General features: G+C 73.8%; 16 protein-coding genes. 5 read left to right on the forward strand and 11 right to left on the reverse strand.

The window, feature by feature from the left end:
* Nucleotides 1-88 precede the first annotated feature (88 nt).
* Nucleotides 89-2,824 (reverse strand): SpoIIE family protein phosphatase, encoded by a 2,736-nt coding sequence (locus tag ACGH7X_RS36505; RefSeq protein ID WP_399894009.1) that lies wholly within the window; start codon nucleotides 2,822-2,824, stop codon nucleotides 89-91.
* A gap of 100 nt (nucleotides 2,825-2,924) precedes the next feature.
* Complete coding sequence (locus ACGH7X_RS36510; RefSeq protein ID WP_399894012.1) at nucleotides 2,925-5,486, reverse strand: SpoIIE family protein phosphatase; 2,562 nt, start codon at nucleotides 5,484-5,486, stop codon at nucleotides 2,925-2,927.
* Between the two features lie 312 nt (nucleotides 5,487-5,798).
* On the opposite strand from ACGH7X_RS36510, the gene ACGH7X_RS36515 reads away from it, so the two are divergent.
* Nucleotides 5,799-7,160, forward strand: coding sequence for an endo-1,4-beta-xylanase (locus ACGH7X_RS36515; RefSeq protein WP_399894015.1), 1,362 nt, complete (start codon nucleotides 5,799-5,801; stop codon nucleotides 7,158-7,160).
* A gap of 190 nt (nucleotides 7,161-7,350) precedes the next feature.
* Nucleotides 7,351-7,737, forward strand: coding sequence for an ATP-binding protein (locus ACGH7X_RS36520; protein ID WP_399894018.1), 387 nt, complete (start codon nucleotides 7,351-7,353; stop codon nucleotides 7,735-7,737).
* 6 nt (nucleotides 7,738-7,743) lie between these two features.
* On the opposite strand, the gene ACGH7X_RS36525 is transcribed toward ACGH7X_RS36520, so the two are convergent.
* Nucleotides 7,744-8,109 (reverse strand): STAS domain-containing protein, encoded by a 366-nt coding sequence (locus ACGH7X_RS36525; protein WP_399894021.1) that lies wholly within the window; start codon nucleotides 8,107-8,109, stop codon nucleotides 7,744-7,746.
* A gap of 160 nt (nucleotides 8,110-8,269) precedes the next feature.
* Here ACGH7X_RS36525 and ACGH7X_RS36530 point away from each other — a divergent pair, with 160 nt between their 5' ends.
* Nucleotides 8,270-8,548, forward strand: coding sequence for a hypothetical protein (locus tag ACGH7X_RS36530; RefSeq protein ID WP_399897590.1), 279 nt, complete (start codon nucleotides 8,270-8,272; stop codon nucleotides 8,546-8,548).
* 556 nt (nucleotides 8,549-9,104) lie between these two features.
* Here ACGH7X_RS36530 and ACGH7X_RS36535 read toward each other — a convergent pair.
* Entirely contained in the window at nucleotides 9,105-10,688 is a 1,584-nt protein-coding gene (locus tag ACGH7X_RS36535; protein ID WP_399894024.1) for a glycerol-3-phosphate dehydrogenase/oxidase, read from the reverse strand.
* A complete protein-coding gene (locus ACGH7X_RS36540) occupies nucleotides 10,685-11,302 on the reverse strand; it encodes a TetR/AcrR family transcriptional regulator (protein WP_399894027.1) in 618 nt (205 codons plus the stop codon). The genes ACGH7X_RS36535 and ACGH7X_RS36540 overlap by 4 nt, the downstream gene beginning before the upstream one ends.
* Before the next feature lie 70 nt (nucleotides 11,303-11,372).
* Here ACGH7X_RS36540 and ACGH7X_RS36545 point away from each other — a divergent pair, with 70 nt between their 5' ends.
* Together ACGH7X_RS36545 and ACGH7X_RS36550 are read left to right on the forward strand one after the other, a co-directional pair.
* Nucleotides 11,373-12,971, forward strand: a complete 1,599-nt coding sequence (locus ACGH7X_RS36545) for an FAD-binding oxidoreductase (protein ID WP_399894029.1) — start codon at nucleotides 11,373-11,375, stop codon at nucleotides 12,969-12,971.
* Nucleotides 12,972-13,043: 72 nt separating this feature from the next.
* Nucleotides 13,044-13,925, forward strand: a complete 882-nt coding sequence (locus ACGH7X_RS36550) for a YegS/Rv2252/BmrU family lipid kinase (RefSeq protein WP_399894032.1) — start codon at nucleotides 13,044-13,046, stop codon at nucleotides 13,923-13,925.
* Here ACGH7X_RS36550 and catB read toward each other — a convergent pair whose 3' ends face one another.
* The 6 genes from catB to ACGH7X_RS36580 form a co-directional block, all read right to left on the reverse strand.
* Nucleotides 13,926-16,205 carry a catalase CatB gene (gene catB / locus ACGH7X_RS36555; RefSeq protein WP_399894034.1) on the reverse strand — a complete coding sequence of 760 codons (2,280 nt, stop codon included), beginning with the start codon at nucleotides 16,203-16,205 and terminating at the stop codon, nucleotides 13,926-13,928. It abuts the gene before it with no gap.
* A 134-nt stretch (nucleotides 16,206-16,339) separates the two neighbouring features.
* Nucleotides 16,340-16,567: a hypothetical protein gene (locus ACGH7X_RS36560; RefSeq protein WP_399894037.1), complete on the reverse strand. Its 228-nt coding sequence runs from the start codon at nucleotides 16,565-16,567 to the stop codon at nucleotides 16,340-16,342.
* Nucleotides 16,568-16,713: 146 nt separating this feature from the next.
* Complete coding sequence (locus tag ACGH7X_RS36565) at nucleotides 16,714-18,621, reverse strand: DUF2264 domain-containing protein (RefSeq protein WP_399894039.1); 1,908 nt, start codon at nucleotides 18,619-18,621, stop codon at nucleotides 16,714-16,716.
* Nucleotides 18,618-19,598 (reverse strand): hydroxyacid dehydrogenase, encoded by a 981-nt coding sequence (locus tag ACGH7X_RS36570; protein WP_399897593.1) that lies wholly within the window; start codon nucleotides 19,596-19,598, stop codon nucleotides 18,618-18,620. Before ACGH7X_RS36570 ends, ACGH7X_RS36565 begins: the two co-directional genes overlap by 4 nt.
* Before the next feature lie 56 nt (nucleotides 19,599-19,654).
* A complete protein-coding gene (locus ACGH7X_RS36575) occupies nucleotides 19,655-20,518 on the reverse strand; it encodes a carbohydrate ABC transporter permease (RefSeq protein ID WP_399894042.1) in 864 nt (287 codons plus the stop codon).
* The gene (locus tag ACGH7X_RS36580; RefSeq protein WP_399894045.1) at nucleotides 20,515-21,501 is read right to left on the reverse strand and encodes a carbohydrate ABC transporter permease; all 987 of its coding nucleotides are present in this window, start codon (nucleotides 21,499-21,501) and stop codon (nucleotides 20,515-20,517) included. The genes ACGH7X_RS36575 and ACGH7X_RS36580 overlap by 4 nt, the downstream gene beginning before the upstream one ends.
* Between the last annotated feature and the right edge of the window lie 12 nt (nucleotides 21,502-21,513).

Consider the following 21,513-nt stretch of genomic DNA (forward strand, 5'->3'; position numbering starts at 1 on the left):
TGATAGGAAAGTTTCCTACCAGACAATCGGCGTCCCGGACACCCGTGCGGCACGAAATTGGTACGGACCGAGGACGCCCCCGCCTCCGTCAGGGCACCGGCTGCTCCGCCCAGATGACCTTGCCGGCCGGCGTGTAGCGGGTGCCCCAGCGCTCGGCGAGCTGCGCGACGAGGAAGAGTCCGCGCCCGCCCTCGTCCGTCATCGCCGCGTAGCGCAGATGGGGCGAGGTGCTGCTGCTGTCGAACACCTCGCAGATCAGGCTGCGATCACGCAGCACCCGGACGTGGACGGTCTCGCCCCCGTACCGGATCGCGTTGGTGACCAGCTCGCTCAGGATCAGCTCCGTGGTGAACGCCAGCTCGTCAAGACCCCACTCGGCCAGCCGCCGGGTCACTTGGGAACGCACCTCGGCGACCGCCGCCGGATCGTTGGGGACCTGCCACTCGGCGACCTGGTCCGGGCCGAGCGCCCGGGTGCGGGCGACCAGCAGGGCGATGTCGTCGCCCGGCCGGTCCGGGAGCCGGGCGTCCAGGACGGTCCGGCAGGTCTCCTCGGGTGTCTCGCCGGCCGTCTCCAGCGCCTGGCGCAGCTGTTCCAGACCGACGTCGATGTCGTGTTCCCGGTCCTCGACCAGCCCGTCGGTGTACAGCACGAGGCGGCTGCCCTCCGCCAGCCGCAGCTCCGTCGTCTCGAACGGGAGGCCGCCCAGGCCCAGCGGGGGACCCGCGGGCACCTCGGGGAAGTCGACGGTGCCGTCGGGCCGGATCAGGGCGGGCGGCGGATGGCCCGCCCGGGCGATCACACAGGTGCTGGAGACCGGGTCGTAGATCGCGTAGAGACAGGTCGCGCCGGTGACCGGGGCGGTGCTGTCGTCGGCCGTCTCGTCCTGGTCGATCCGGCCGACCAGCTCGTCCAGCAGCCCGAGCAGTTCGTCGGGCGTCAGGTCGAGGGCGGTGAAGTTGTGCACCGCCGTGCGCAGCCGCCCCATGGTCGCCGCGGCGTGCAGCCCGTGTCCGACGACGTCGCCGACCACGAGCGCGACCCTGGCCCCGGACAGCGGCAGTACGTCGAACCAGTCCCCGCCGACCCCGGCCTGCGCGGGCAGGTAACGGTAGGCGACGTCCAGGGCGTTCTGATCGGGCATCCTGCGGGGCAGCAGGCTGCGCTGGAGCGTCACCGCCATGCTGTGCTCGCGTGTGTAGCGGCGCGCGTTGTCGATGGAGACCGCTGCCCGCGCGACCAGTTCCTCGGCGAGGGCCAGCTCGTCCTCGTCGAACGGCTCGGGCTTCTCGGAACGCCAGAAGCTCACCACCCCGAGCACCAGGGTGCCCGCGCGCAGCGGGACGGTGATCAGCGAGTGGACGCCGTACTCCACCACCTGCGCCGAGCGTTCGAAGTCCTGTGCCTGCCAGCCCGGCGCCTCACCGAGGCGGGGCTCCAGGACGGGCCGGCCGGCGTGCAGGGCGCGGCCCTGCGGCGAGGAGTCCACGTAGCGGATCTGCCGGCCCACCGGGTACAGCGGGACCTCCTCGCGGATACCGCTGAGCGCGGTGCGGCACAGCGGCGTCACACCGCTCGGCTGGCCGCCGGCCAGCACGGTGTCGAACAGGTCCACGCTGACGTAGTCCGCGAACCGGGGCACGGCCAGTTCGCCCAGTTCCTCGGCGGTGCGGGTGACGTCCAGGCTGGTCCCGATGCCCACACCGGCGGCGTACAGGATGTCCAGGCGTTCCCGGGCGGTCTCGGCGCGGCCGGACAGGGCCCGCAGCTCCGTGGAGTCCCGGAGCGTGGCGACGGTGCCCGCCGGACCGCCCCGCACGTCCGTGGGCCGCTGGTTGACCGCCAGCAACCGGTCCTTGACGAGGTGCACCTCGTCGGTGGCGGCCTGTCCGGAGGCCAGCAGCTCCGCCGTGTCGGCCGGCAGCCCGAGGTCGAGGACGTGCCGGCCCTCGGCGTCGGCGGGCAGGTCGAGCAGGCGCCGCGCCTCGTCGTTGGAGAGCAGCAGCCTGCCCTCCCCGCCGACGATGAGCACGCCCTCGCGGACGCTGTGCAGGACCGCGTCGTGGTGTTCGTACATCCGGGTCATCTCGTGCGGTCCCAGGCCGTGCGTCTGCCGCAGCAGCCGGCGGCTCACGAGCGCCGTGCCCCCCGTCGCCAGGGCCAGCCCGACGGCCGCCGCGCTCAGCACCAGCGGCAGCTGCCGGTCGGCGACACCGCCCACGTTCTCCGTGGTGATGCCGGCCGAGACCAGCCCCACGACCGTGCCGTCGGGAGCCTCGACGGGCACGACGGCCTGGACCAGCGGGCCGATGGTCCCCTCGATCTCCTCGGTCACCGTCTTCCCGGCCAGCGCCGGGGCGATGTTCCCGACGAACTTCTTGCCGATGCGGTCCGGCTTGGGGTGGGTGTAGCGGATGCCCTCGGTGTTGGTGACCACCACGAAGTCCACGCCCGTGGCCTTGCGCACCGCCTCGGCCCGGGGCTGGAGCACCGCCGTGGGATCGGGACTGCGCAGCGCCTCGCGGATGCCGGGGGAGTTGGCGAACGTCTCGGCCACGGAGAGGGACCGGTTGCGGGCCTCCACCGTGCTGTCGTGCCGTACTTGGAGCACCAGTGCGACCGCCGCGGCCACCACGAGCAGCAGCACGATGACCACGTTCATGACGAAGACCTGGCCGGCCACGCTGCGTCCGGACAGCGCCGAGCGCAGCGCCGAGGCATGCCGCCCCGCGTCCACTCCCCGCCGTGACCGGTCCGCGTCCTCCCGGTGTCGGGCGTGCGGGCCGCCGGGACGACGGGGTGACCGCTCTCCCGATCGACCCATCAGTCGGACCATGTGCCCATGTCTACACTGCCGGGCTCCAGGAGGCGAGGGGCACCCCCCGGGACGGAGCGGCCCGCCGGACCCGGGCCCCGAGGCGGCCTCACCGGGGGCTGCCGGGGCGTGCGCGGCGGGTGGCGAGCAGCAGGGCGATGTCGTCAAGCCGGTCCGTGGTGTGGCGGGCGGTCACGACGATCCGGTCGGCGACGCCCGCCAGCGAACGGCTCCCCGGCCGCGCGGCGGGCGCGCCGGCCCTGGCCAGCGCGAGACGCAGGGCGGTGATGCCGTCGTCGATGTCGGTGCCTGGCCGCTCCACGAGACCGTCCGTGTAGAGGGCGAGGACGGCACCGGGCTCGACCCGGAACTCGGTCAGCGGGTAGGGCGCGCCCGGGTCCACGCCGAGGACCATCCCGCCGGGCAGGTCGAGTGTCTCGGTGCGTCCGTCCGGGTGGCGCAGCAGCGGTGGCGGGTGCCCCGCACGGGCGGCGCGGGCCCGTCCGGTGGCCGGGTCGAGCCGGATGTAGCAGCAGCTCGCGAACAGGCCCGGGTCCAGATCGGCCAGCAGGTGGTTGACGCCGCTCATCACCTCGTCGGGCGGGCGGTCGCCGAGGGCGAAGGCGCGCACGGCGCTGCGCAGTTGCCCCATGGTGGCCGCGGCCTGCACACCGTGCCCCTGCACATCCCCGATGACCAGGGCCATGCCGTCCCCGGAGGCCACCACGTCGTACCAGTCGCCGCCCACGTCCATGCCCTGGGTTCCGGGCAGGTAGCGGCCCGCGGTCTCCAGCAGCGGGTGCGCGGGCAGCCGCCGGGGCAGCAGCACCTCCTGGAGCCCGCGGGCGAGCGCGGTCTCGGACTCGTAGCGCCGGGCCTTCTCCATGGCGTGCGCGATCAGTCCGGCCAGGGCGGTGAGCACCGTGCGCTCCTCGGTGCTGAAGCCCCGGGAACGTTCGAAGCCGAGAATGCAGGAGCCGACCGGGCGTCCGGAGGCGATCAGCGGCAGGAACGCGCGGGCGCCCTCCGTGGCGTCCAGCGGGATGCCCGGGTACGCGGCGGCCAGTGCCCGCATCGAGTCGAAGAAGAGCGGCCGGCCGCTGGTCAGCGTCTCGACCCCGGGCAGCCGGGCATCCAGGGGCACTCCTTCGAAGGGCGCGAGGAAGCCGGGCGGGAAGCCCGTCTCCCAGGCCAGATGCAGGTGGCGGTCCTGGAGCAGGTAGATGGCGAGCCGACGGCCGCCGAACGCCGACAGCAGTTCCCGTACGACCACGGCGGACACCTGCCGGGCGGTGACGGCCTCCGTCAGGGCCACGGCCAGGACGATGGGGCGGTACTTCGGCGCCGTCGAGGCGATCGGCGGGGCGGGGTCGTCCGCCTCGGGCGCCGCCCGGGGCACGTCGTGCCCGGGGGCCGGGCCGGCGGAGGCGTCGGCCACCCGGTTGGCCGGGCGGAGCGTGGCCGTCAGGAAGTCGGGCCCGGGATACACGTGAACGGCGAGCCAGTCCCCCTCGAAGGGCCGCGGTGCCGTCCGGCGGCTGTCGTCGGGCGGTCGCCGGACGTGGAAGCGGACCGGCTCGGGGGAGAGCAGCGCGCCGCGGAGATGGTCCTCGTAGGCGGCCTGGTCCAGCCACGGCACGGCCTCCCACAAAGAGCGGCCGAGCAGTGCCGCTCGCGGCCGGCCCAGCAGCTGGGCGGCGCGCGGGTTCGCGTAGACGATCGTGCCGAGCCGGTCCACGCAGAAGACGCCCTCCGGCAGCAGGTCGGCGGCGGCGTCCGCCACGGTGGCGGCGAAGGGGTCGCGGACGACACCGCGCACCGGGCCGCCGACGGGCGGTGCGGACCGCGGCCGCCACAGCTCCACCAGGCGCAGCGAACCGTCCGCGGCACGCACGTACAGGGGGAGCTGCGGCGGCCGGCCGGCGGCCGTGTCGCGCAGCGCCGCGGCAAACCGGTGTCCGTCGTCGGGAGCCAGGACGCCGGTGAGCGTCTCGAGCGCGGCGGCGGCTCCGGCGACGTCGGCAGCGATGCCGAGCAGGGCGCACAGCGGCCCGTCGAGGGTGACGGCACCGGTGGCCGGATCCCAGCCGAAACTTCCGGCGCGCTGCGGGCGCCGTCCCGAGGCGGGCGGCCGCACACACAGCGGCTCGCCCTCCCAGGTGACGGGTGGCGCGCCGCGGTCGGCGGCCAGCCGTTCAAGGGCCGCGCCCAGGTCCTGCGCCGACCCCGCCATCCGGTCCGCGCCCTCCAGCATCTCGGCGGCGTCGGAGGCGGGGGGACACAGGACGGTCAGGACGCCGTACGTCCCGCTCGACCCGGCGACGGGCACGTACAGGGACCCGAAGGGGAAGGGCAGGCCCGCCGCGAACTGCGGGTAACGGCGCATGGTCTCCGCGGCGTTGGGCAGCACCACGCGCACGCCCAGCCGATAGGCGTCGGCGACCGGGAACGGGCTGTCGGTGTGCAGGCGCCACCAGGGGCGGAACAGCGGACCCGGCAGTCCGGCGAGGACGGCCAGCCGCAGCAGGCCGGGGGTCGGGGACCGCAGGTACACGCCGCCCACCCGGCCACCGGCGGCGCCGATCGCCCGGGTGGCCGCGTCGATCAGCGGCGCCGTCAGGCGTTCCGGCATCCGGGCGGTGTCCCCGGCGTTCTCGGCGCCTGTACTCATCGGCCCCACCTCGTCCGTGCGCCGCCGCGCGGGCGACACAGCAAGAATGCGCCACCACACCCGGGTCGCGCACGTGGTCGGGCCGCACGGGTGAGCGTGCCGGGCGTTGACCTCGTGGACGGGAGTCCGTAATCTCCTCCCGGCATTCGGAAATCGACCCGAAACTTTCGACGAATCCTCGGTGTTGCTCGTCGGTCCCCGGCGCTCCCGGCACTCCCGGCGCTCTCGGCGTTCCCCGACGGTCCTCGGCGGCGTTCGGCGATTTCCGCCCATCCGAACGGCCTCCGCACACCGATTCAAGGACGGGATGACATGAGCATGACTGTGAGACGCCTGTCGAGAGCGGCCACCGCCGCTCTCGTGGCCGCGGCCGCGCTGACGGCCGCCGCCCACTCCGCCGAAGCCGCCGACACACTCGGGTCCGCGGCGGCCGGCCAGGGCCGCTACTTCGGAACCGCCGTCGCGGCGAGCCACCTGGGCGAGGCGGACTACGTCTCCACGCTGGACCGCGAGTTCACCTCGGCGACGCCCGAGAACGAGATGAAGTGGGACGCCACCGAGCCCAGCCGCGGCAACTTCACCTTCGGCGCCGCCGACCAGGTCGTGAACCACGCGCAGAGCCAGGGCATGGACGTGCGCGGCCACACCCTCGTCTGGCACTCCCAACTGCCCTCCTGGGTGGGCTCCCTGGGCGCCTCGGACCTTCGCACCGCCATGAACAGCCACATCAACGGCCTGATGGGCCACTACAAGGGAGAGATCCACAGCTGGGACGTAGTCAACGAGGCGTTCCAGGACGGCGGGAGCGGCGCCCGGCGCAGCTCGCCCTTCCAGGACAAGCTGGGCGACGGCTTCATCGAGGAGGCGTTCCGCGCCGCCCGCGCCGCCGACCCGGCCGCCAAGCTCTGCTACAACGACTACAACACCGACGGCGTCAACGCGAAGAGCAACGCCGTCTACAACATGGTCAAGGACTTCAAGTCCCGCGGCGTACCCATCGACTGCGTCGGCTTCCAGTCCCACTTCAACAGCGCCTCCCCGGTCCCGTCCGACTACCGGCAGAACCTCCAGCGCTTCGCCGACCTCGGCGTCGACGTGCAGATCACGGAACTCGACATCGAGGGCTCCGGCTCGGCCCAGGCGGCCAACTACACCAAGGTCGTCGAGGCCTGCCTCGCGGTGGACCGCTGCGCCGGCATCACCGTCTGGGGCGTCACCGACAAGTACTCCTGGCGCAGCAGCGGCACCCCGCTGCTGTTCGACGGCAACTACAACGAGAAGCCGGCCTACGACGCCGTCCTGTCCGCCCTCGGCGGCTCCGCGGACCCGGGCGATCCGGGCGACCCCGGGGACCCGGGAGACCCGGGTGACGGTGCGAGCTGCACCGCCACGTACACCAGGACCGCGGACTGGAGCAGCGGCTACAACGGCCAGGTCACCATCACCGCGGGCAGCGAGCCCATCGGCTCCTGGACCGCGACGGTCACCCTGCCCGCGCAGCAGTCCGTCTCGTCCCTCTGGAACGGAACACCCGCCTGGAGCGGCAACGTCATGACGGTGCGGCCGAGTTGGAACGGCACCCTGGCGGCCGGCGCGTCGACCAGTTTCGGGTTCACCGTGGCGAAGAACGGCAGCGACGCCGCGCCCTCGGTCGGAACCTGCACCGCTTCCTGACCGGTCCGTACATCTGGCCGTCCGGAAAAGGGCGCGTCCGGCGGAAGTTGGGGCAAAGGGATCGTGCGAAGGACCCCGGTGCGTATCGTGAGAGCCGGGGACCTTCGCTTCCCCCCACTCGGCCCCGGACCGGACGGTGAGGCTCTGTATGACTCCGGCGCACGGACCCGATACCGCGGATGCCTCCGTCGTGTCCGCGGTGGTGGAGTTCAGGGGCGGATCGGCGATGATCCCGGCCTCCAGGGACGTCGTGCACGGCTTCGTCGCGCGACTCGCCGAGCGGGGCGCGGACCCGGCGGACACCTTCCTGGACGCCGCCCGCCTGGTCGCGAGCGAACTGGTGACCAACGCGCTGCGGCACGCGCCCGGCCCCTGCCGGCTGGAGCTGACGCTGGTGGACGACCAGGTGGAGATCGCGGTCTCGGACACGGGGGACGGCTTTCCGACGTTCCTGCCCCGCGATCCCCTGCGGGTCGGCCGGCACGGCCTGGAGATCGTGACGCGGCTGTGCGACGAGGTCATCACCAGGCCGCACGCGACGGGCAAGACGGTGTACGCGCGCCTGCCGCTGCGCTGACCTCCCTCAGGCGGTCAGAGCCTGCTCAACGCTCGGGTGGCAGTCAATGAGCGCGTCGACACCCACCAGCCGCAGCACCCGCTCGACCGCGTCGCGCGCCGCGGCGATCCGGAACCAGACGCCGCGGGACTCGGCGGCCCGGTGCGCCGAGATGAGCACGTTGATGCCGCTGGAGTCGAGGAAGCCCACCTCCCCGAAGTCGACCACCGTGCCCGGCGCGGACCGCACCGACGACAGCAGGACGTCGCGGAGCTGACTGCTGCCGTCGAGATCGACCTCTCCGGCGAGTATCACGATGCTGACGCCGTCGCCCGTGGTGGTACGGGTGATCAGCAGCCGCTCCGGTACTGCCGCTCCCTCGATGTCCACCACGTTGCCCTCGCTTCTCGCATGTGCCCGGCCGTCGTCGGTGGCTTGATGTTAAGGCTCTTCGCGGTCCACGTGGACCACTTGTGCGGACCCGGCCGACCGGACCCGCGGCGGCGGGCTCGACGCGCGCGACGGCGCTCCTCTGACTACGGTCGATGGTGTGGTGGCTCACACATTCGAGGAGCTCGTGCACAAGCGTCGCGCGGCGGACCTGGCACAGCACAGGGTCGAGCAACTGCGCGACTCGTACGGGCCTCCCACGCAGCATCAGTGGACCCCGCGGCAGTCGAACACGTACGAGACCGCCGTACGGGCCTGGCGCGACCTGGACCGGGACGCGCGGACCGCGATGTCGGAGTACGTCAAGGAGGGAGGCCAGTCCCGGCACAAGATCGAGGCGAAGGTCCGCAAGGCCGTCCAGGACGACGGGCGAGGCACCTGACCGGGTCCGGACCACACTTCGGCCCGGGGCCGGCCCCGCCTGCCAGCGGGGCTGACTCCGCCCGGCCGGCCTGCTGCCCCTGGCCGTTTCACCTCGGCTGCGGGCCGGGGGCATGCGTCCCGGCTCCCGGGCCGGATCGACCGGGCCGGCCGCCGGCCTGCGCCGCCTCTCGGTGCGGCTGCTGCCCCCGCCGGCCGGCGCCGTCTGTCGGCGGGGCTGACTCGCCCGGTCGGCCTGCTGCCCCTGGCCGTTTCACCTCGGCTGCGGGCCGGGGGCATGTGTCCCGGCTCCCGGGCCGGATCGACCGGGCCGGCCTGCGCCGCCTCTCGGCCGGGCCGCTGCCCCGCCGCTTTTACTCCGGCTGCTTTGACCCGGGCCGCTTTGGCCCCAGCCGTCTTCGCCCCGGATGGGGTCAGCCTGCGGGTGCCTTTCAACCCGAGCCGGTTTCAACCACGGCCGGGGTGCAGCCCCGCCGAGGTTCAGTCCCAGCCGGGTTCAGCCCTGCCCCGGCCTCGGTCCCGCCCCAGTCTCGGTCCCGCCCCGGCCTCCGTCGGTCTCAGCCCCGGTCGGCCGTGACCGCGCCGATGAGGTCGCGTACGGCGTCCAGGGCTGTCGCCCGGTCCTCGGGGACCAGGCCGATGCGGGTGCGTCGGTCGAGCAGGTCGGTCTCGTCGAGGGCGCCCTCGTGGCGCAGTGCCCACAGGAGTTCGGCCCCGGTGACGGGGTGGCCCGGCAGGACGCGTTCGGCGAGCCGGGGGTCCCGGGCGGCGAGGGCCTGGACGTCCGGTGCCTCGGTGCCGTAGTGCCGCACCAGGCGGCGCGGCGCCCGCACCTCGGCCAGGGTGTGCGGGGCGGCGGCGCCGACCAGGGGCAGCGCGGCGGTGGGGGACGGGCCCGCGGCCAGGCCGCGGGCGGCGACGGCGGCGTCCACGGCGTCCTCGGCCATGCGCCGGTACGTGGTGAGCTTGCCGCCGACCACGGTGATCACGCCCTGGGACGAGGTGAGCACGGCGTGCCGGCGCGAGACGTCCGCGGTGCGGGGCCCGCCGCCGGGCCGGCCGGCGGACGTGGTGTCCAGGAGGGGACGCAGACCCGCGAAGGTCCCCACCACGTCCTCGCGGTGGACGGGCACCTCCAGGACGGAGCCCAGCACGTCGAGCAGGAAGCCCACGTCGGTCTCCGGCACCTCGGGAACGTCCGGGATGTCCCCGTCCACGGGTTCGTCGGTCAGCCCGACGTAGACACGGCCGTCGCCCTGGGGCAGGACGAGGACGAAGCGGTTGGTCTCGCCGGGGACCGGTACGTGCAGGCCCGCGGGGAGCGGACCGAGGCGCTCGGAGCGCAGGACGAGGTGGGTGCCGCGGGAGGGGCGGACCCGGATGCCGTCCACGAGACCGCCGGCCCACACCCCGGAGGCGTTGATCACCGCGCGGGCCCGGATCACGCCCTCCTCGCCGGTCAGCTCGTCGCGTACCCGGGCGCCCGAGGAGGTCAGTTCCAGCGCCCTGACCCGGGTCAGGATCCGGGCGCCGCGCGCCGCGGCGGTCCGGGCCAGCGCGGTCACCAGACGCGCGTCGTCGGTGAGCCGGCCGTCCCAGGACAGCAGGCCGCCGCGCAGCCGGTCGGAGCGCAGCGCCGGGGCGAGGTGGCGGGTCTCCACCGCGGACAGCCGGCGCGGCGCGGGCAGCGTGGCCCGGGCGGTGCGCGCCGCCAGGCGCAGGGTGTCGCCGGCCCGGAAACCGGCCCACGCCAGCGCACCCTGGCCGCGGGAGACCAGCGGGGTCAGCGGCAGTACGAACGGCTGGGCGCGCACCAGGTGGGGCGCCGTGCGCTCCATCAGCACCCCGCGCTCCACCGCGCTCTCGTGTGCGACGTCGAGCTGCGCGGAGGCGAGGTAGCGCAGGCCGCCGTGGATGAGCTTGGAACTCCAGCGGGAGGTGCCGAAGGCCAGGTCGTGGGCGTCCACCGCGACGACGCTCAAGCCCCGGGCCGCGGCGTCCAGCGCGACGCCGGCGCCGGTCGCGCCGAGCCCGACGACCAGGACGTCCACGACGGGTCCGCCGACGGTGTCGGTCAGCTCGCGCGAGCGCCGGGCGGCGGACAGGGAGGCCCCGGCGGCGGGGCGGCTGGTGGGGCTCATGGCGTGAGGGTCCTCTCCAGGATGGTGCGCAGCTCCGCGAGGAGGGCCGCGGGGGTCAGCTCGGCGTCGTCCTCGTCGGTCATGGTGCGCAGCGACAGGGCGAAGGACTGGACGATCAGCAGCACCGACCGTGCCTGCCGCCCGGTGTGCACCCGGCGCACCGACCCGTCGGCGTGCCCCTCCTGGAGCGCCTCGGCCAGCAGCCCCAGCAGGGCCTCCTGGCTCGCCCCGCGCCGGTCGAGCACATAGGGCAGGAGCAGCTCGGGATCGACATCGACGATCTTGCGGAAGAGCGGGTGGGCCCGGAACGCCTCCACCCCCGCCACGAGGCCCTCGACGACGCGCGACCGGGTGCCCGTGTCCGCCCGGGGCTCGGGGATGGCGCCGGTGGCCACGGCGATCCACTCCCGGGTCATCAGGTCGCCGACCAGGGACCGCACGTCCGGCCAGCGTCGGTACAGGGTCATCCGCGAGACGCCGGCCCGGCGGGCGACGTCGGTCATCGTCGTGCGGCGGACCCCGACCGCCAGCACGCAGTCGCGTACGGCGTCCAGCACCGTGTCGTTGTCCGAGGGGCTCGGCCGGCTCGAGTGGTTGTGACGATTGGGCGTCATGTGTAACAGTGTAACGCCACTGGGGCCGTGCGGACGGCATCGCCCGAAGCGACCGTGAGGACGACAGGCAATGGACATGCTGTGGAACGGCTGGGGCGACCCCGCCAGGGCGACTCCGCTGCCCGACACGGTGACGGGACTGCTGCGCGAACTGCTCGGCGTCACACCCCGCGACGCCGCCCCGCTCCCGCTGGAGGACATCGACGTCCCCGCGTCGCCACTGGACGAGGCCGCCCGCCGCGCCCTGGAGGCAGCCGTCGGCGAACGTGCGGACGACGTGCGCACGGACCCGGAGAGCCGCGTCCGGCACACCCGCGGCAAGTCCACCCCCGACCTGCTGCGGATGCGGACCGGCGACGTCACCGACACCCCGGCCGTCGTCGTCCTCCCGGACAGCCACGACGAGGTGCTCGCCGTACTGGCGGCCTGTGCCGGGCACGGGCTGAGCGTCGTCCCCTTCGGCGGCGGCACCTCCGTCGTCGGCGGCCTCGCCCCGGAACGCCGCGGCTCCTTCGCCGCCCTCGACCTGCGGCGCCTCAACCGTCTGCTCGACCTCGACGAGGTCTCCCGCACCGCCACCCTCCAGCCCGGCCTGCGCGCCCCCGAGGCCGAGGCGCTGCTCGCCGAGCACGGCTACACCCTCGGCCACTTCCCCCAGTCCTACGAGTGGGCCACCATCGGCGGCTTCGCCGCGACCCGCTCCAGCGGACAGGCCTCCGCCGGCTACGGCCGCTTCGACGAGATGGTCCTCGGCCTCACCCTCGCCACCCCCGAGGGCACCCTCGACACGGGCCGCGCCCCGCGCTCGGCGGCCGGGCCCGACCTGCGCCAGCTCGTCCTGGGCTCGGAGGGCGCCTTCGGCGTCATCACGTCGGTCACCGTGCGCGTGCGGCCGGTGCCCCGGGTCCGCCGCTACGAGGGCTGGCGCTTCGCCTCCTTCGAACAGGGCACCGCGGCCCTGCGCCGGCTCGCCCAGGACGGCCCGCGTCCCACGGTGCTCCGGCTGTCCGACGAGACCGAGACCCTGATCGGCCTGGCCCAGCCCGACGCCATCGGCGCCTCCCTCGAACAGCAGGACGCCGGGTGCCTCGCGGTCGTCGGCTTCGAGGGCACCGAGGAGGACACCACGTACCGCCGCGAGGGCGCCGCAGCCGTCCTGCGCGAGAGCGGCGGCACCTTCGCCGGCGAGGACGCGGGGAAGCGCTGGGCCCACGGCCGCTACTCGGCGCCGTACCTGCGCGACTCCCTGCTCGACGCCGGCGCGCTCGCCGAGACCCTGGAGACGGCCGCCTACTGGTCCCGCCTGCCCGCCCTGTACGCCGCCGTCCGCGAGGCGCTCACCGGCACCCTCACCGAGTCCGGCACCCCGCCCCTGGTCATGTGCCACATCTCGCACGTCTACGAGAACGGCGCCTCCCTGTACTTCACGGCCGTCTCCGCCCAGGGCGAGGACGCCGTGGCGCACTGGACCCGGGCCAAGCACGCCGCCAACGAGGCGATCCTCGCCGCCGGCGGCACCATCACCCACCACCACGCGGTGGGCACCGACCACCGCGACTGGTACGTCCGGGAGGCGGGCGCCCTCGGCGTCGAGGCGCTGCGCGCCGTCAAGCGCAGCCTGGACCCCGCCGGACTGCTGAGCCCGGGCGTCCTGCTGCCCGCGGACTGACCCCGCCAGGCAGCGCACTCCCACCCCGTGAGACAACAGTCCGGCACCACACGTCAGCCCGGAGGCACATCGATGCGACAGTTCACCGCCGTCGTCAACCCCACCGCGGGCGGCGCCACCTCGGCCGCCGCGCTCCTCGGGGTGGCCCGGCTGCTGCGGGAGGCGGGGGCCGGACTCGAGACCGAGTACAGCAGCAGCCTCGCGCACGCCCGGGAACTCGCCCGCGCGGCCGGGGAGCGCGGACGGGTGGTGCTCGCCGTCGGCGGCGACGGCATGGCGGGCGGGATCGGCGGCGCCCTCAGCGGCACCGGAACCGTGCTCGGACTCGTCCCGGCCGGGCGCGGCAACGACTTCGCCCGGGCGCTGAAGCTGCCCACCGAACCGGCCGCGCTGGCCCGGGTACTGCTGCACGGTGAACCCCGCGCCGTCGACACCGTCGAGGTCACCTCCGCCGTCCACGACCGCACCGTCGTCCTCGGCAGCGTCTACGCCGGAGTCGACGCGCTCGCCAACCACCACGCCAACAACGCCCGCCTGCTGCGCGGCACCGCCTCCTACTACGCGGGCGCGCTGCGCGCCGTGGCCGCCTGGCGGGCCACCCGCTACCGGGTCACCGTCGACGGCGAGGAGCACACCTTCACCGGCTACACCGCGGTGGCCGCCAACTCCGGCTACTACGGCTCCAACCGGCTCATCGCCCCCTCCGCCCGCGTGGACGACGGACTGCTGGACGTGGTGATGATCCACGAGGCGCCGCGGCTGCTGTTCTTCGCCCTGATGAACGAACTCGCCACGGGCGCCCACATCCACCGGCCCCAGGTACGCGTCCTGCGCGGACGGGAGATCCGCATCGAGGCCGACCGGCCGGTGCCCTACGGCGCCGACGGCGAGGTCGAGGCCGTCCTCCCCGTCACGGCCAGGGTGCTGCCCGGAGCGCTGCGCGTCCTGTGCTGATCAGCCCCGGGGAGTGGTGAAGCGTTCCCACACCCGGTGCGAGCCCATCAGCTCCGTGACCTGCTCCAGGGCCGCGGTGCCGGAGTCGGCGACGATCACCCCGGGAGCGTCGGCGGGCACCCCCGACGCCGCGAGCGCCGGCTCACCGCCCGCCCAGACGCCGATCGCCTTGCCGTGCCGGAACGCCTCCGACAGCAGCAGGCTCACCCGCGGGTCGATCGCCCCCTGCCCCGCGGGCGCCGGAGCGGCCTTGTAGTCCCGCGGGGTGTAGGCGTCGCCGCCCATGTCGGGCGTCCCCGCGAGCAGTACGGCGTCGAACTCGACCGACCGTGCGGTGACATAGCTGCGCTGCACGGTCAGCGCGGCGTCACCGGAGCCCAGGGTTCCGCCGGTCGGCGCCACGACCAGCGGCACCATCCCGGCGTTCAGCACCGCCTCCCGCACGGCCGTCACGCCCTCCAGGTCCGCCCCGCCGGTCACGATGCCGACGACCCGGCCGTCGAGCGGCCAGACGCCGCCGACCTGGGACAGCGCCGGACTGGGCTCGACGTCGGCGAACGGCACGGTGGGCTGCGGTGCGGGCAGGCCGAGGCCCTCGGCGACGCCCGCGCACAGCTCCGGGTCGATGTTGGCCAGCACCTGGAGCGTCCGCTCCCTGACGGCCTGTTCGTAGCACTTGGCCAGCTCGAAGGTGTAGGCGCCGACGATGTGCTCGCGCTCCACCGGGCTCATGCTCAGCCAGAAGCGGCGCGGCTGGCTGAAGTGGTCCGCGAACGACTCCGGGGCCTCGCGGACCTTCGTCGCCTCCGGCACCCGCACCGGCGCCTCGATGAACGCGCCCGTGTCCGCGCCCGCGGTGAACGGGCAGCCACCGTCCAGGGAGTTGGGACGGTAGGGCGCCACGCCTCGGTGCACGGCGCTCTGGTGCATGCCGTCGCGCAGCATGTCGTTGACCGGCGCCTGCGGCCGGTTGATCGGCAGCTGCGGGAAGTTGGGGCCGCCCAGGCGCGTGATCTGCGTGTCCAGGTACGAGAACAGCCGCCCCGCGAGCAGCGGATCGTCGGTGACGTCGATGCCCGGCACGAGGTGGCCCACGTGGAAGGCGACCTGCTCGGTCTCGGCGAAGAAGTTGGACGGGTTGCGATCGAGGGTCAGCAGCCCCACCGGCTGCACCGGTGCCAGCTCCTCGGGCACCAGGTTGGTCGGGTCCAGCAGGTCGATGCCCTCGAAGGTCTGTTCCGGGTTGTCGGGGAAGGTCTGGATGCCCAGTTCCCACTGCGGGTACGCGCCCGCCTCGATGGCGTCGGCGAGGTCCCGGCGGTGGAAGTCCGGGTCGATGCCGTTGATCATCTGCGCCTCGTCCCACACCAGCGAGTGCACGCCCAGCCTGGGCTTCCAGTGGAACTTCACCAGCGTCGTGGCGCCCTCGGCGTTCACCAGCCGGAAGGTGTGGACGCCGAAGCCCTCCATCATCCGGTAGGAACGCGGGATGCCGCGGTCGCCCATGAAGAAGATGGTGTGGTGGGTCGCCTCGGTGTGCAGCGAGACGAAGTCCCAGAAGGTGTCGTGCGCGCTCTGCGCCTGCGGGATCTCCCGGTCGGGGTGCGGTTTCGCGGCGTGCACGACGTCCGGGAACTTGATGGCGTCCTGGATGAAGAAGACCGGGATGTTGTTGCCGACCAGGTCGAAGACGCCCTCGCTGGTGTAGAACTTCGTCGCGAAGCCGCGGGTGTCCCGCACGGTGTCCGCCGAACCGCGCGAGCCGACCACCGTGGAGAACCGGGTGAACACCGGCGTCTCCACGTCCGCGGCCAGGAAGCCGGCCTTGGTCACCGAGGCCGCCGTTCCGTAGCTCTGGAACACCCCGTGCGCGCCCGCGCCCCGGGCGTGCACCACACGCTCCGGAATCCGCTCGTGGTCGAAGTGCATGACCTTCTCGCGCAGATGATGGTCCTGCAGCAGCACGGGCCCGCGCGGCCCGGCCTTCAGCGAGTGGTCGGTGTCGTACAGCCGCGTGCCCTGAGCGTTCGTCAGGTAGCTGCCGGACTGCGCCACCCGGGCCTGGTCGGCGCCCGTGGGCTGACCGGTCGGCGACACGGTGTCCGGGCCGCTCTGGTCCGGCTTCGGGGGCAGCGGCTCCCTGGGCTCGGTGGGCTCGGCGACGGCGGGCGACTCGGGACCCGGCCGGCCGGGGATGCCGTCCGGCGGTCCGCCCGCCTCCCCGTGCAGGCCCTCGGTCACCTTGCGGACCGCTCGCTTGAGGGGGTTGGCGTCGCTCATCGGCCTTGCTCCGTTCTGGGCGGGCCGCTGCACACGCCCGGTCGTGTTCGAATACCGACTGCCGCGGTGGGCCGTGACCGCGTACCCAGCGTTCGGGACTCAAGGCATGGGCGCGGGGAACGGAGGCGGTTGGTTCAGGTGATGGTCTGCCCGTCGTGGGTGCCACCCTGGCAACGCGCTGTGAGGGAGCCCGTGCCCCGCCCGTCCGCCGCGATGACGATCATTCCGCCGCCCTGGAGGCACTCGGTCGCCGTCACGTCGCCCGGAAGGCGCGGGGTGCGGGACACGGCGGCCTGAGCCACGGGGCCGCACACGACCGACACGGCCAGGGCCGCGATCACGGTCCACGACGACTTGCGCATGGAGGGGCTCCTTCTCACCGGTGCGGTACCAGCGTCACCGGCCCGGGTGCGGCACGCCACCGGAGGCGCGCGCACGGGGGAGGACTCGCGCGGCGGGGGGCTCCGTTCGGCGGGTGCCGGCCGGAGCCCTCGAAGGGCCGTGCCGCCTAGCCCGCCGTGTGCGTCACCCGTACCGGCTCGAACGAGACCCGGGTGCGCGCGCCGTCGGCCGCCCAGACCACCTCGACGCCGCCCTCGTCCGCCACGACCTCCGTCACGGTCTCGGTCACGGCCTGCGTGGGCGCACCGGGACCGGGCTCGCCGGTGAGCGCGGCCAGGCAGACGTGCAGGGTGGTGCCGCCCGCCTCGCCGGACAGCCGGGGCAGCTCGGCCCACGGCGCGTACGCGGTGCCCTGCGGTGCGCGGACGGTCTCCGTCCCGGGGTGCCAGCCGCGCAGGCCGTGCAGTGCCGAGACCAGGGGCTCCTCGGGGCCGGTGGCCCAGCCGGTGTGGGTGAGCCGCGCCCCGGTCGGCGCCCCGACCACCCGGTGCACCCGCAGCTCGTACGGCCCCCGGGCCACCGTCACGCTCTCCACCCGCAGCCCCGGCACCATGGGAGGCCCGCCGGTGAAGACGGGCCGGTGCCAGGACGCCGCCCAGCCCCAGCCGTCGCCATGTCCCGCGCCCAGCGGACGGACCCGGCGCCGCACACTGGACCGGCCGTTCACCACGACCGACAGGTGGTTGTCCGCCACGTTCTCCCGCGCGGTGGGACCCGTCCGGGTCGAGTAGGCCTGCCGGCCGTAGTGCGGATCGTCCTCGGCCGCCGACTCGCCCTCGTGCGGCCGGACATGGTCGCTGCCGTGGTTGTGCAGCCGTACGATCCCGTCGCCGCGGGTCGCCTGCACCAGCAGCCCCGGCGCGGTCAGGGCCAGCACGCGGTCACCCTCCTCCACCGGTGCGGGCTCCTCCGGCGCCGTCCACAGCGGGTGGTCCGCCGGCGCCAGGAGCGACACGAACGCCTTCGACGCCCAGTACGGGGAGGCCGGGCCCGAGTACGGCTGCAGGGTCGCCTCGTGCGGGCCGTACCAGCCGAGACCGAGCAGCCCCTCGTCCGTCAGCGCCCCCCGGTCCGCGAAGTACCGCAGACTGCCGCTCACCAGCCGCCGCGAGGCACCCGGCGTCAGCGGGGTGTACCCGGTCAGCGCGCCCAGGCCGACGGCCGCCGACGCGGCGAAACGGTAGGTGAGCGAGCGCCCGAAGTGCAGCGGCGCCCCGTCCGCGCCGAACATCAGCGCGAAGCCCTCGAGGTGCGCGCGCAGCCGGTCCCCGTACCGGGCGAGAGCGTCGGCGTCGCCGCCGAGGTGGGCGTCGAGCACCGGGTACAGGTGCAGCGCCCAGCCGTTGTAGTGGTCGAAGGCGCGTCCGTCGCCGTCGGCGTACCAGCCCTCGCCCCGGTACCAGCCCTCCATCAGCTCCAGCGCCCGCTGCCGGGCCGCGGCCGTCTCGGCGTCACCGCGGCCGACCGACTCCAGGAACCCGGCGACCGTGTACGGGAACAGGTACCAGTTGTTGGGCGCCGGCACGTGCCGCAGCGCCCCGCGCAGCCACTCCTCCACCCGGTCCTGGACGCCGGGGTCGAGGTTCTTCCACAGCCACGGCGCGGTCAGCCGCAGCCCGAGCGCGACCGACGCCGACTCGACCATGGGCTGGCCCTGCACATCGTGGTCCAGGATCAGCGGCCAGGACTCGGTGTCGTCGCGGCCGGGGGTGCGGGTGCCCGAGGCGAGGCCCCGCGCGTAACGGTCCAGCCAGCCGTGCGGATCGGCCCCTTCGGCGCCCGCGACCCGGAAGGCGGCCGCGAGGAACGTCCGCGCGAAGCCCTCGAGACCGTCGGAGCGCACCCCCGAGCGTGAGGGCCGTCCGGGCAGGTCGAGCAGGGCGCACCCCGGGGTGCCCCACTGCCAGGCCGCGGTCAGCAGCCCGTCCGCGACGGCCTCCCAGCGGGCCCGGGTGTAACCGGTGTACGGGCTCGACACACGGTCCTCGGTGGGCAGTTCGAACGGGATGCTCATGCCAGGAACGCCAGCCTTTCGCGTCGTACGGGATGGAGGAAGCCGGCGCCGGACGCCCAGCGGGTCGTCTCGGCGAGCGCGAGGTCGGCCAGGCGGCGCCACTCGTTGCCCTCGGAGCCGGCGAGGTGCGGGGTGATCAGGGCGTGCTCGCTGTCCCACAGCGGGTGGTCCGGCGGGAGCACCTCGGGGTCGGTGACGTCCAGCACGGCCCGGATCCGGCCCGCCAGGACGGCGTCGGTCAGCGCGTCCTGGTCGACGACCGCCCCGCGGGAGGTGTTGATCAGCACTGCGCCGGCCGGCATCGCGTCGATCAGCGAACGGCCGACGAGGTGACGGGTCGTGGGCAGCAGCGGGGTGTGCACGCTGACGGTGTCGCAGCGCGCGAACAGCTCCGGCAGCCCCACGCTCTCGACCCCCAGCTCGGCGGCCTGTGCGGCACCGACGAACGGGTCGTGCAGGAGGACCTCGACGTCGTGCGGCCGCAGCAGCTCGATGACCCGGCGGCCGATCAGCGAGGCCGACAGGATGCCGACCGTACGGCGGTAGTTGCCGACGCCGCGCGAGGTGCGCAGCCAGTTGCCGCGGGTCCGGGACACCCGGAAGTCCCGGGCCCGCTCCAGTACCCGCTTGCCGGTGAGCAGGATCATGCCCAGGGTGTACTCGGCCACCGGCAGCGCGTTGGCCGCGGCAGCCGAGGAGACCTCGACGCCCCGCTCCCAGCACGCGTCCGTGACATGCCCGCGGACACTGCCCGCCGTGTGCACCACGGCCCGCAGCCGGGGCGCCGCCCGCAGCACCTCGGCGTCCAGCGGCGGACAGCCCCAGCCGGTGATCAGCAGCTCCACGTCCGCCAGTACGGATCTCGCGCGCGGCGTGGACAGGTCGTCGAGGACCGGCGGCGGCGCGAGGTCGCAGACCCGGCGGAACGCGCCGAGCGACTGGGGGTCGAGGACGGCCGAGGCGGCGTCCGCGGACATGGCCACGGCGGCACGGGGCCGGTGCCCACGTCCGGGGACGTCGGGGGCGTGCAGGGTCACTTGACGGCTCCGGCGGTCAGGCCGCTGCGCCAGAAACGCTGGAGCAGCACGAAGGCGAGGATGAGCGGCAGTACGGCGAGCAGCGAACCCATGATCACCACGGGGTAGTACTCGGGCGAGACGGACGCCGAACTGTTCCACTGGTACAGGCCGAGACTGACGGGATACAGGTCCTGGTCGGACAGCATCACCATGGGCAGGAAGAAGTTGTTCCAGATCGCGGTCAGCTGGAAGAGGAAGACGGTGATCAGCCCGGGGCCGAGCATCCTGAGCGACACCCGGGCGTACGTGGTCAGTTCGCCCGCACCGTCCACGCGTGCCGCCTCCAGCACCTCGTCGGGCACGTAGCCCCGGCTGAAGATGCGGCCGAGGTAGACACCGAACGGGTTGAACAGCACCGGGATGAACACCGCCCAGAAGGTGTTGACCAGGCCGGCCTCCGAGGCCATCAGGTACAGCGGCAGCGCGAGCACGGTCTGCGGCACCATGACCGCCGCCAGCACCAGACCGAACAGCTTCTCCTTGTGCCGGAAGCGGTACTTGTCGAAGGCGTAGCCGCACGCCACGCTCACCAGCGCGCCGACGGCGGCGCCGATCACGGCGTACAGCAGGCTGTTGACGTACCAGCGGCCGTACAGGCCGCCGTCCATGGCGAACAGGTCCTTGAGGTTCTGCAGGAAGGAGAAGTCGCTCAGGGACAGCAGGTCGCTGCTGAACAGCGCGTCCCGGTCCTTCGCCGAGGCGAGCACCAGCCACAGCACGGGCAGCAGCGTGTACAGGACGGAGACGGCGACGACCACGTTGACCGTGGCGCGGCCCAGCAGCCTCGGGCGGAGCAGGGAGCTGTCGGTGGCGCTCATCGGGCCTCCTCGGCGTCGGCGCGGCTGGTGAAGCGGGTGACGCCGTAGGACAGGGCGATGGTGCACACCAGCAGGACGACCGAGGCGGCAGCCGCGAGGCTGTAGTTGTTGCGGGTGAAGGCCGCGTCGTAGATGTACATGCTGGGCGAGAAGCGGGAGTTGATCATCGGGGAGGACTGGCTGAGCAGCATCGGCTCGGTGAACAGCTGGAGCGCCCAGATCAGGGTGAAGATGGCGACCATGACGATCGAGGCGCGCACCAGCGGCGTCTTGACCTGGAGCGCCGTGCGCACCGGCCCCGCGCCGTCCACGACGGAGGCCTCGATCACCTCGCGGGGCACGGCCTGGAGGGCGGCGTAGAAGACCACCATGTTGTAGCCGAGGTTGCTCCACAGGGCGATGTTCACGATGGACGGGATCACCGTGTGCACGCCCAGGAAGTCGATCGTGATGTCGCCCTTCGCGAACAGCTCGATGACCGGGCTGATGCCGGGCGTGTACAGGTACAGCCAGATCAGCGCGGCGATGATGCCGGGCACCGCGTGCGGCAGGAAGAGGCCGAGCTGGGCGAAGGCGCGCAGCCGGACCACGCCGGAGTCGAGCAGCAGGGCGAGGGCGAGTGCGCCGACGACCATCAGCGGGATGTAGATCAGGCAGTACAGGGCGACCGTGCCGAGCCCGCCGAGGAAGGTGGGGTCGGTCAGCACGGCCGTGTAGGAGCGCAGCCCCACGAAGATCGTGCGCTCGGGGCCGAAGCCGAGACCGGGCTGGTCGTCACTGAAGAAGCTGAGGTAGACGGCCGTGCCGACGGGGATCAGGAAGACGGTGACCAGCAGGGCGAAGAAGGGCGTCATGAGGACGCCGGCGGCGGTCAGTTGACGGCGCTTGGCCGCTCTGCGGGCGCGCAGGCCCGAGGCGGAGGGTGCCGGGGAGGCGGCGCGGGACGCGCCGGTCGGCACCCGTGAGCGGGTCGTCGTGGTCATGGGTGTGTCACC

Origin of the sequence: Streptomyces sp. BBFR51, assembly GCF_044591655.1 — a bacterium.
In the GTDB taxonomy this organism is placed as follows: Bacteria; Actinomycetota; Actinomycetes; order Streptomycetales; family Streptomycetaceae; genus Streptomyces.

Bases quoted from the DNA above. Each gene is read 5' to 3' on its own strand.
- ACGH7X_RS36540 (WP_399894027.1), bottom strand. From the start codon at position 11,302: ATGACGCCCAATCGTCACAACCACTCGAGCCGGCCGAGCCCCTCGGAC.
- ACGH7X_RS36550 (WP_399894032.1), top strand. From the start codon at position 13,044: ATGCGACAGTTCACCGCCGTCGTCAACCCCACCGCGGGCGGCGCCACC.
- ACGH7X_RS36560 (WP_399894037.1), bottom strand. From the start codon at position 16,567: ATGCGCAAGTCGTCGTGGACCGTGATCGCGGCCCTGGCCGTGTCGGTC.
- ACGH7X_RS36505 (WP_399894009.1), bottom strand. From the start codon at position 2,824: ATGGGTCGATCGGGAGAGCGGTCACCCCGTCGTCCCGGCGGCCCGCAC.
- ACGH7X_RS36510 (WP_399894012.1), bottom strand. From the start codon at position 5,486: ATGAGTACAGGCGCCGAGAACGCCGGGGACACCGCCCGGATGCCGGAA.
- ACGH7X_RS36535 (WP_399894024.1), bottom strand. From the start codon at position 10,688: ATGAGCCCCACCAGCCGCCCCGCCGCCGGGGCCTCCCTGTCCGCCGCC.
- ACGH7X_RS36565 (WP_399894039.1), bottom strand. From the start codon at position 18,621: ATGAGCATCCCGTTCGAACTGCCCACCGAGGACCGTGTGTCGAGCCCG.
- ACGH7X_RS36580 (WP_399894045.1), bottom strand. From the start codon at position 21,501: ATGACCACGACGACCCGCTCACGGGTGCCGACCGGCGCGTCCCGCGCC.
- ACGH7X_RS36575 (WP_399894042.1), bottom strand. From the start codon at position 20,518: ATGAGCGCCACCGACAGCTCCCTGCTCCGCCCGAGGCTGCTGGGCCGC.
- ACGH7X_RS36570 (WP_399897593.1), bottom strand. From the start codon at position 19,598: ATGTCCGCGGACGCCGCCTCGGCCGTCCTCGACCCCCAGTCGCTCGGC.
- ACGH7X_RS36545 (WP_399894029.1), top strand. From the start codon at position 11,373: ATGGACATGCTGTGGAACGGCTGGGGCGACCCCGCCAGGGCGACTCCG.
- ACGH7X_RS36515 (WP_399894015.1), top strand. From the start codon at position 5,799: ATGAGCATGACTGTGAGACGCCTGTCGAGAGCGGCCACCGCCGCTCTC.
- catB (WP_399894034.1), bottom strand. From the start codon at position 16,205: ATGAGCGACGCCAACCCCCTCAAGCGAGCGGTCCGCAAGGTGACCGAG.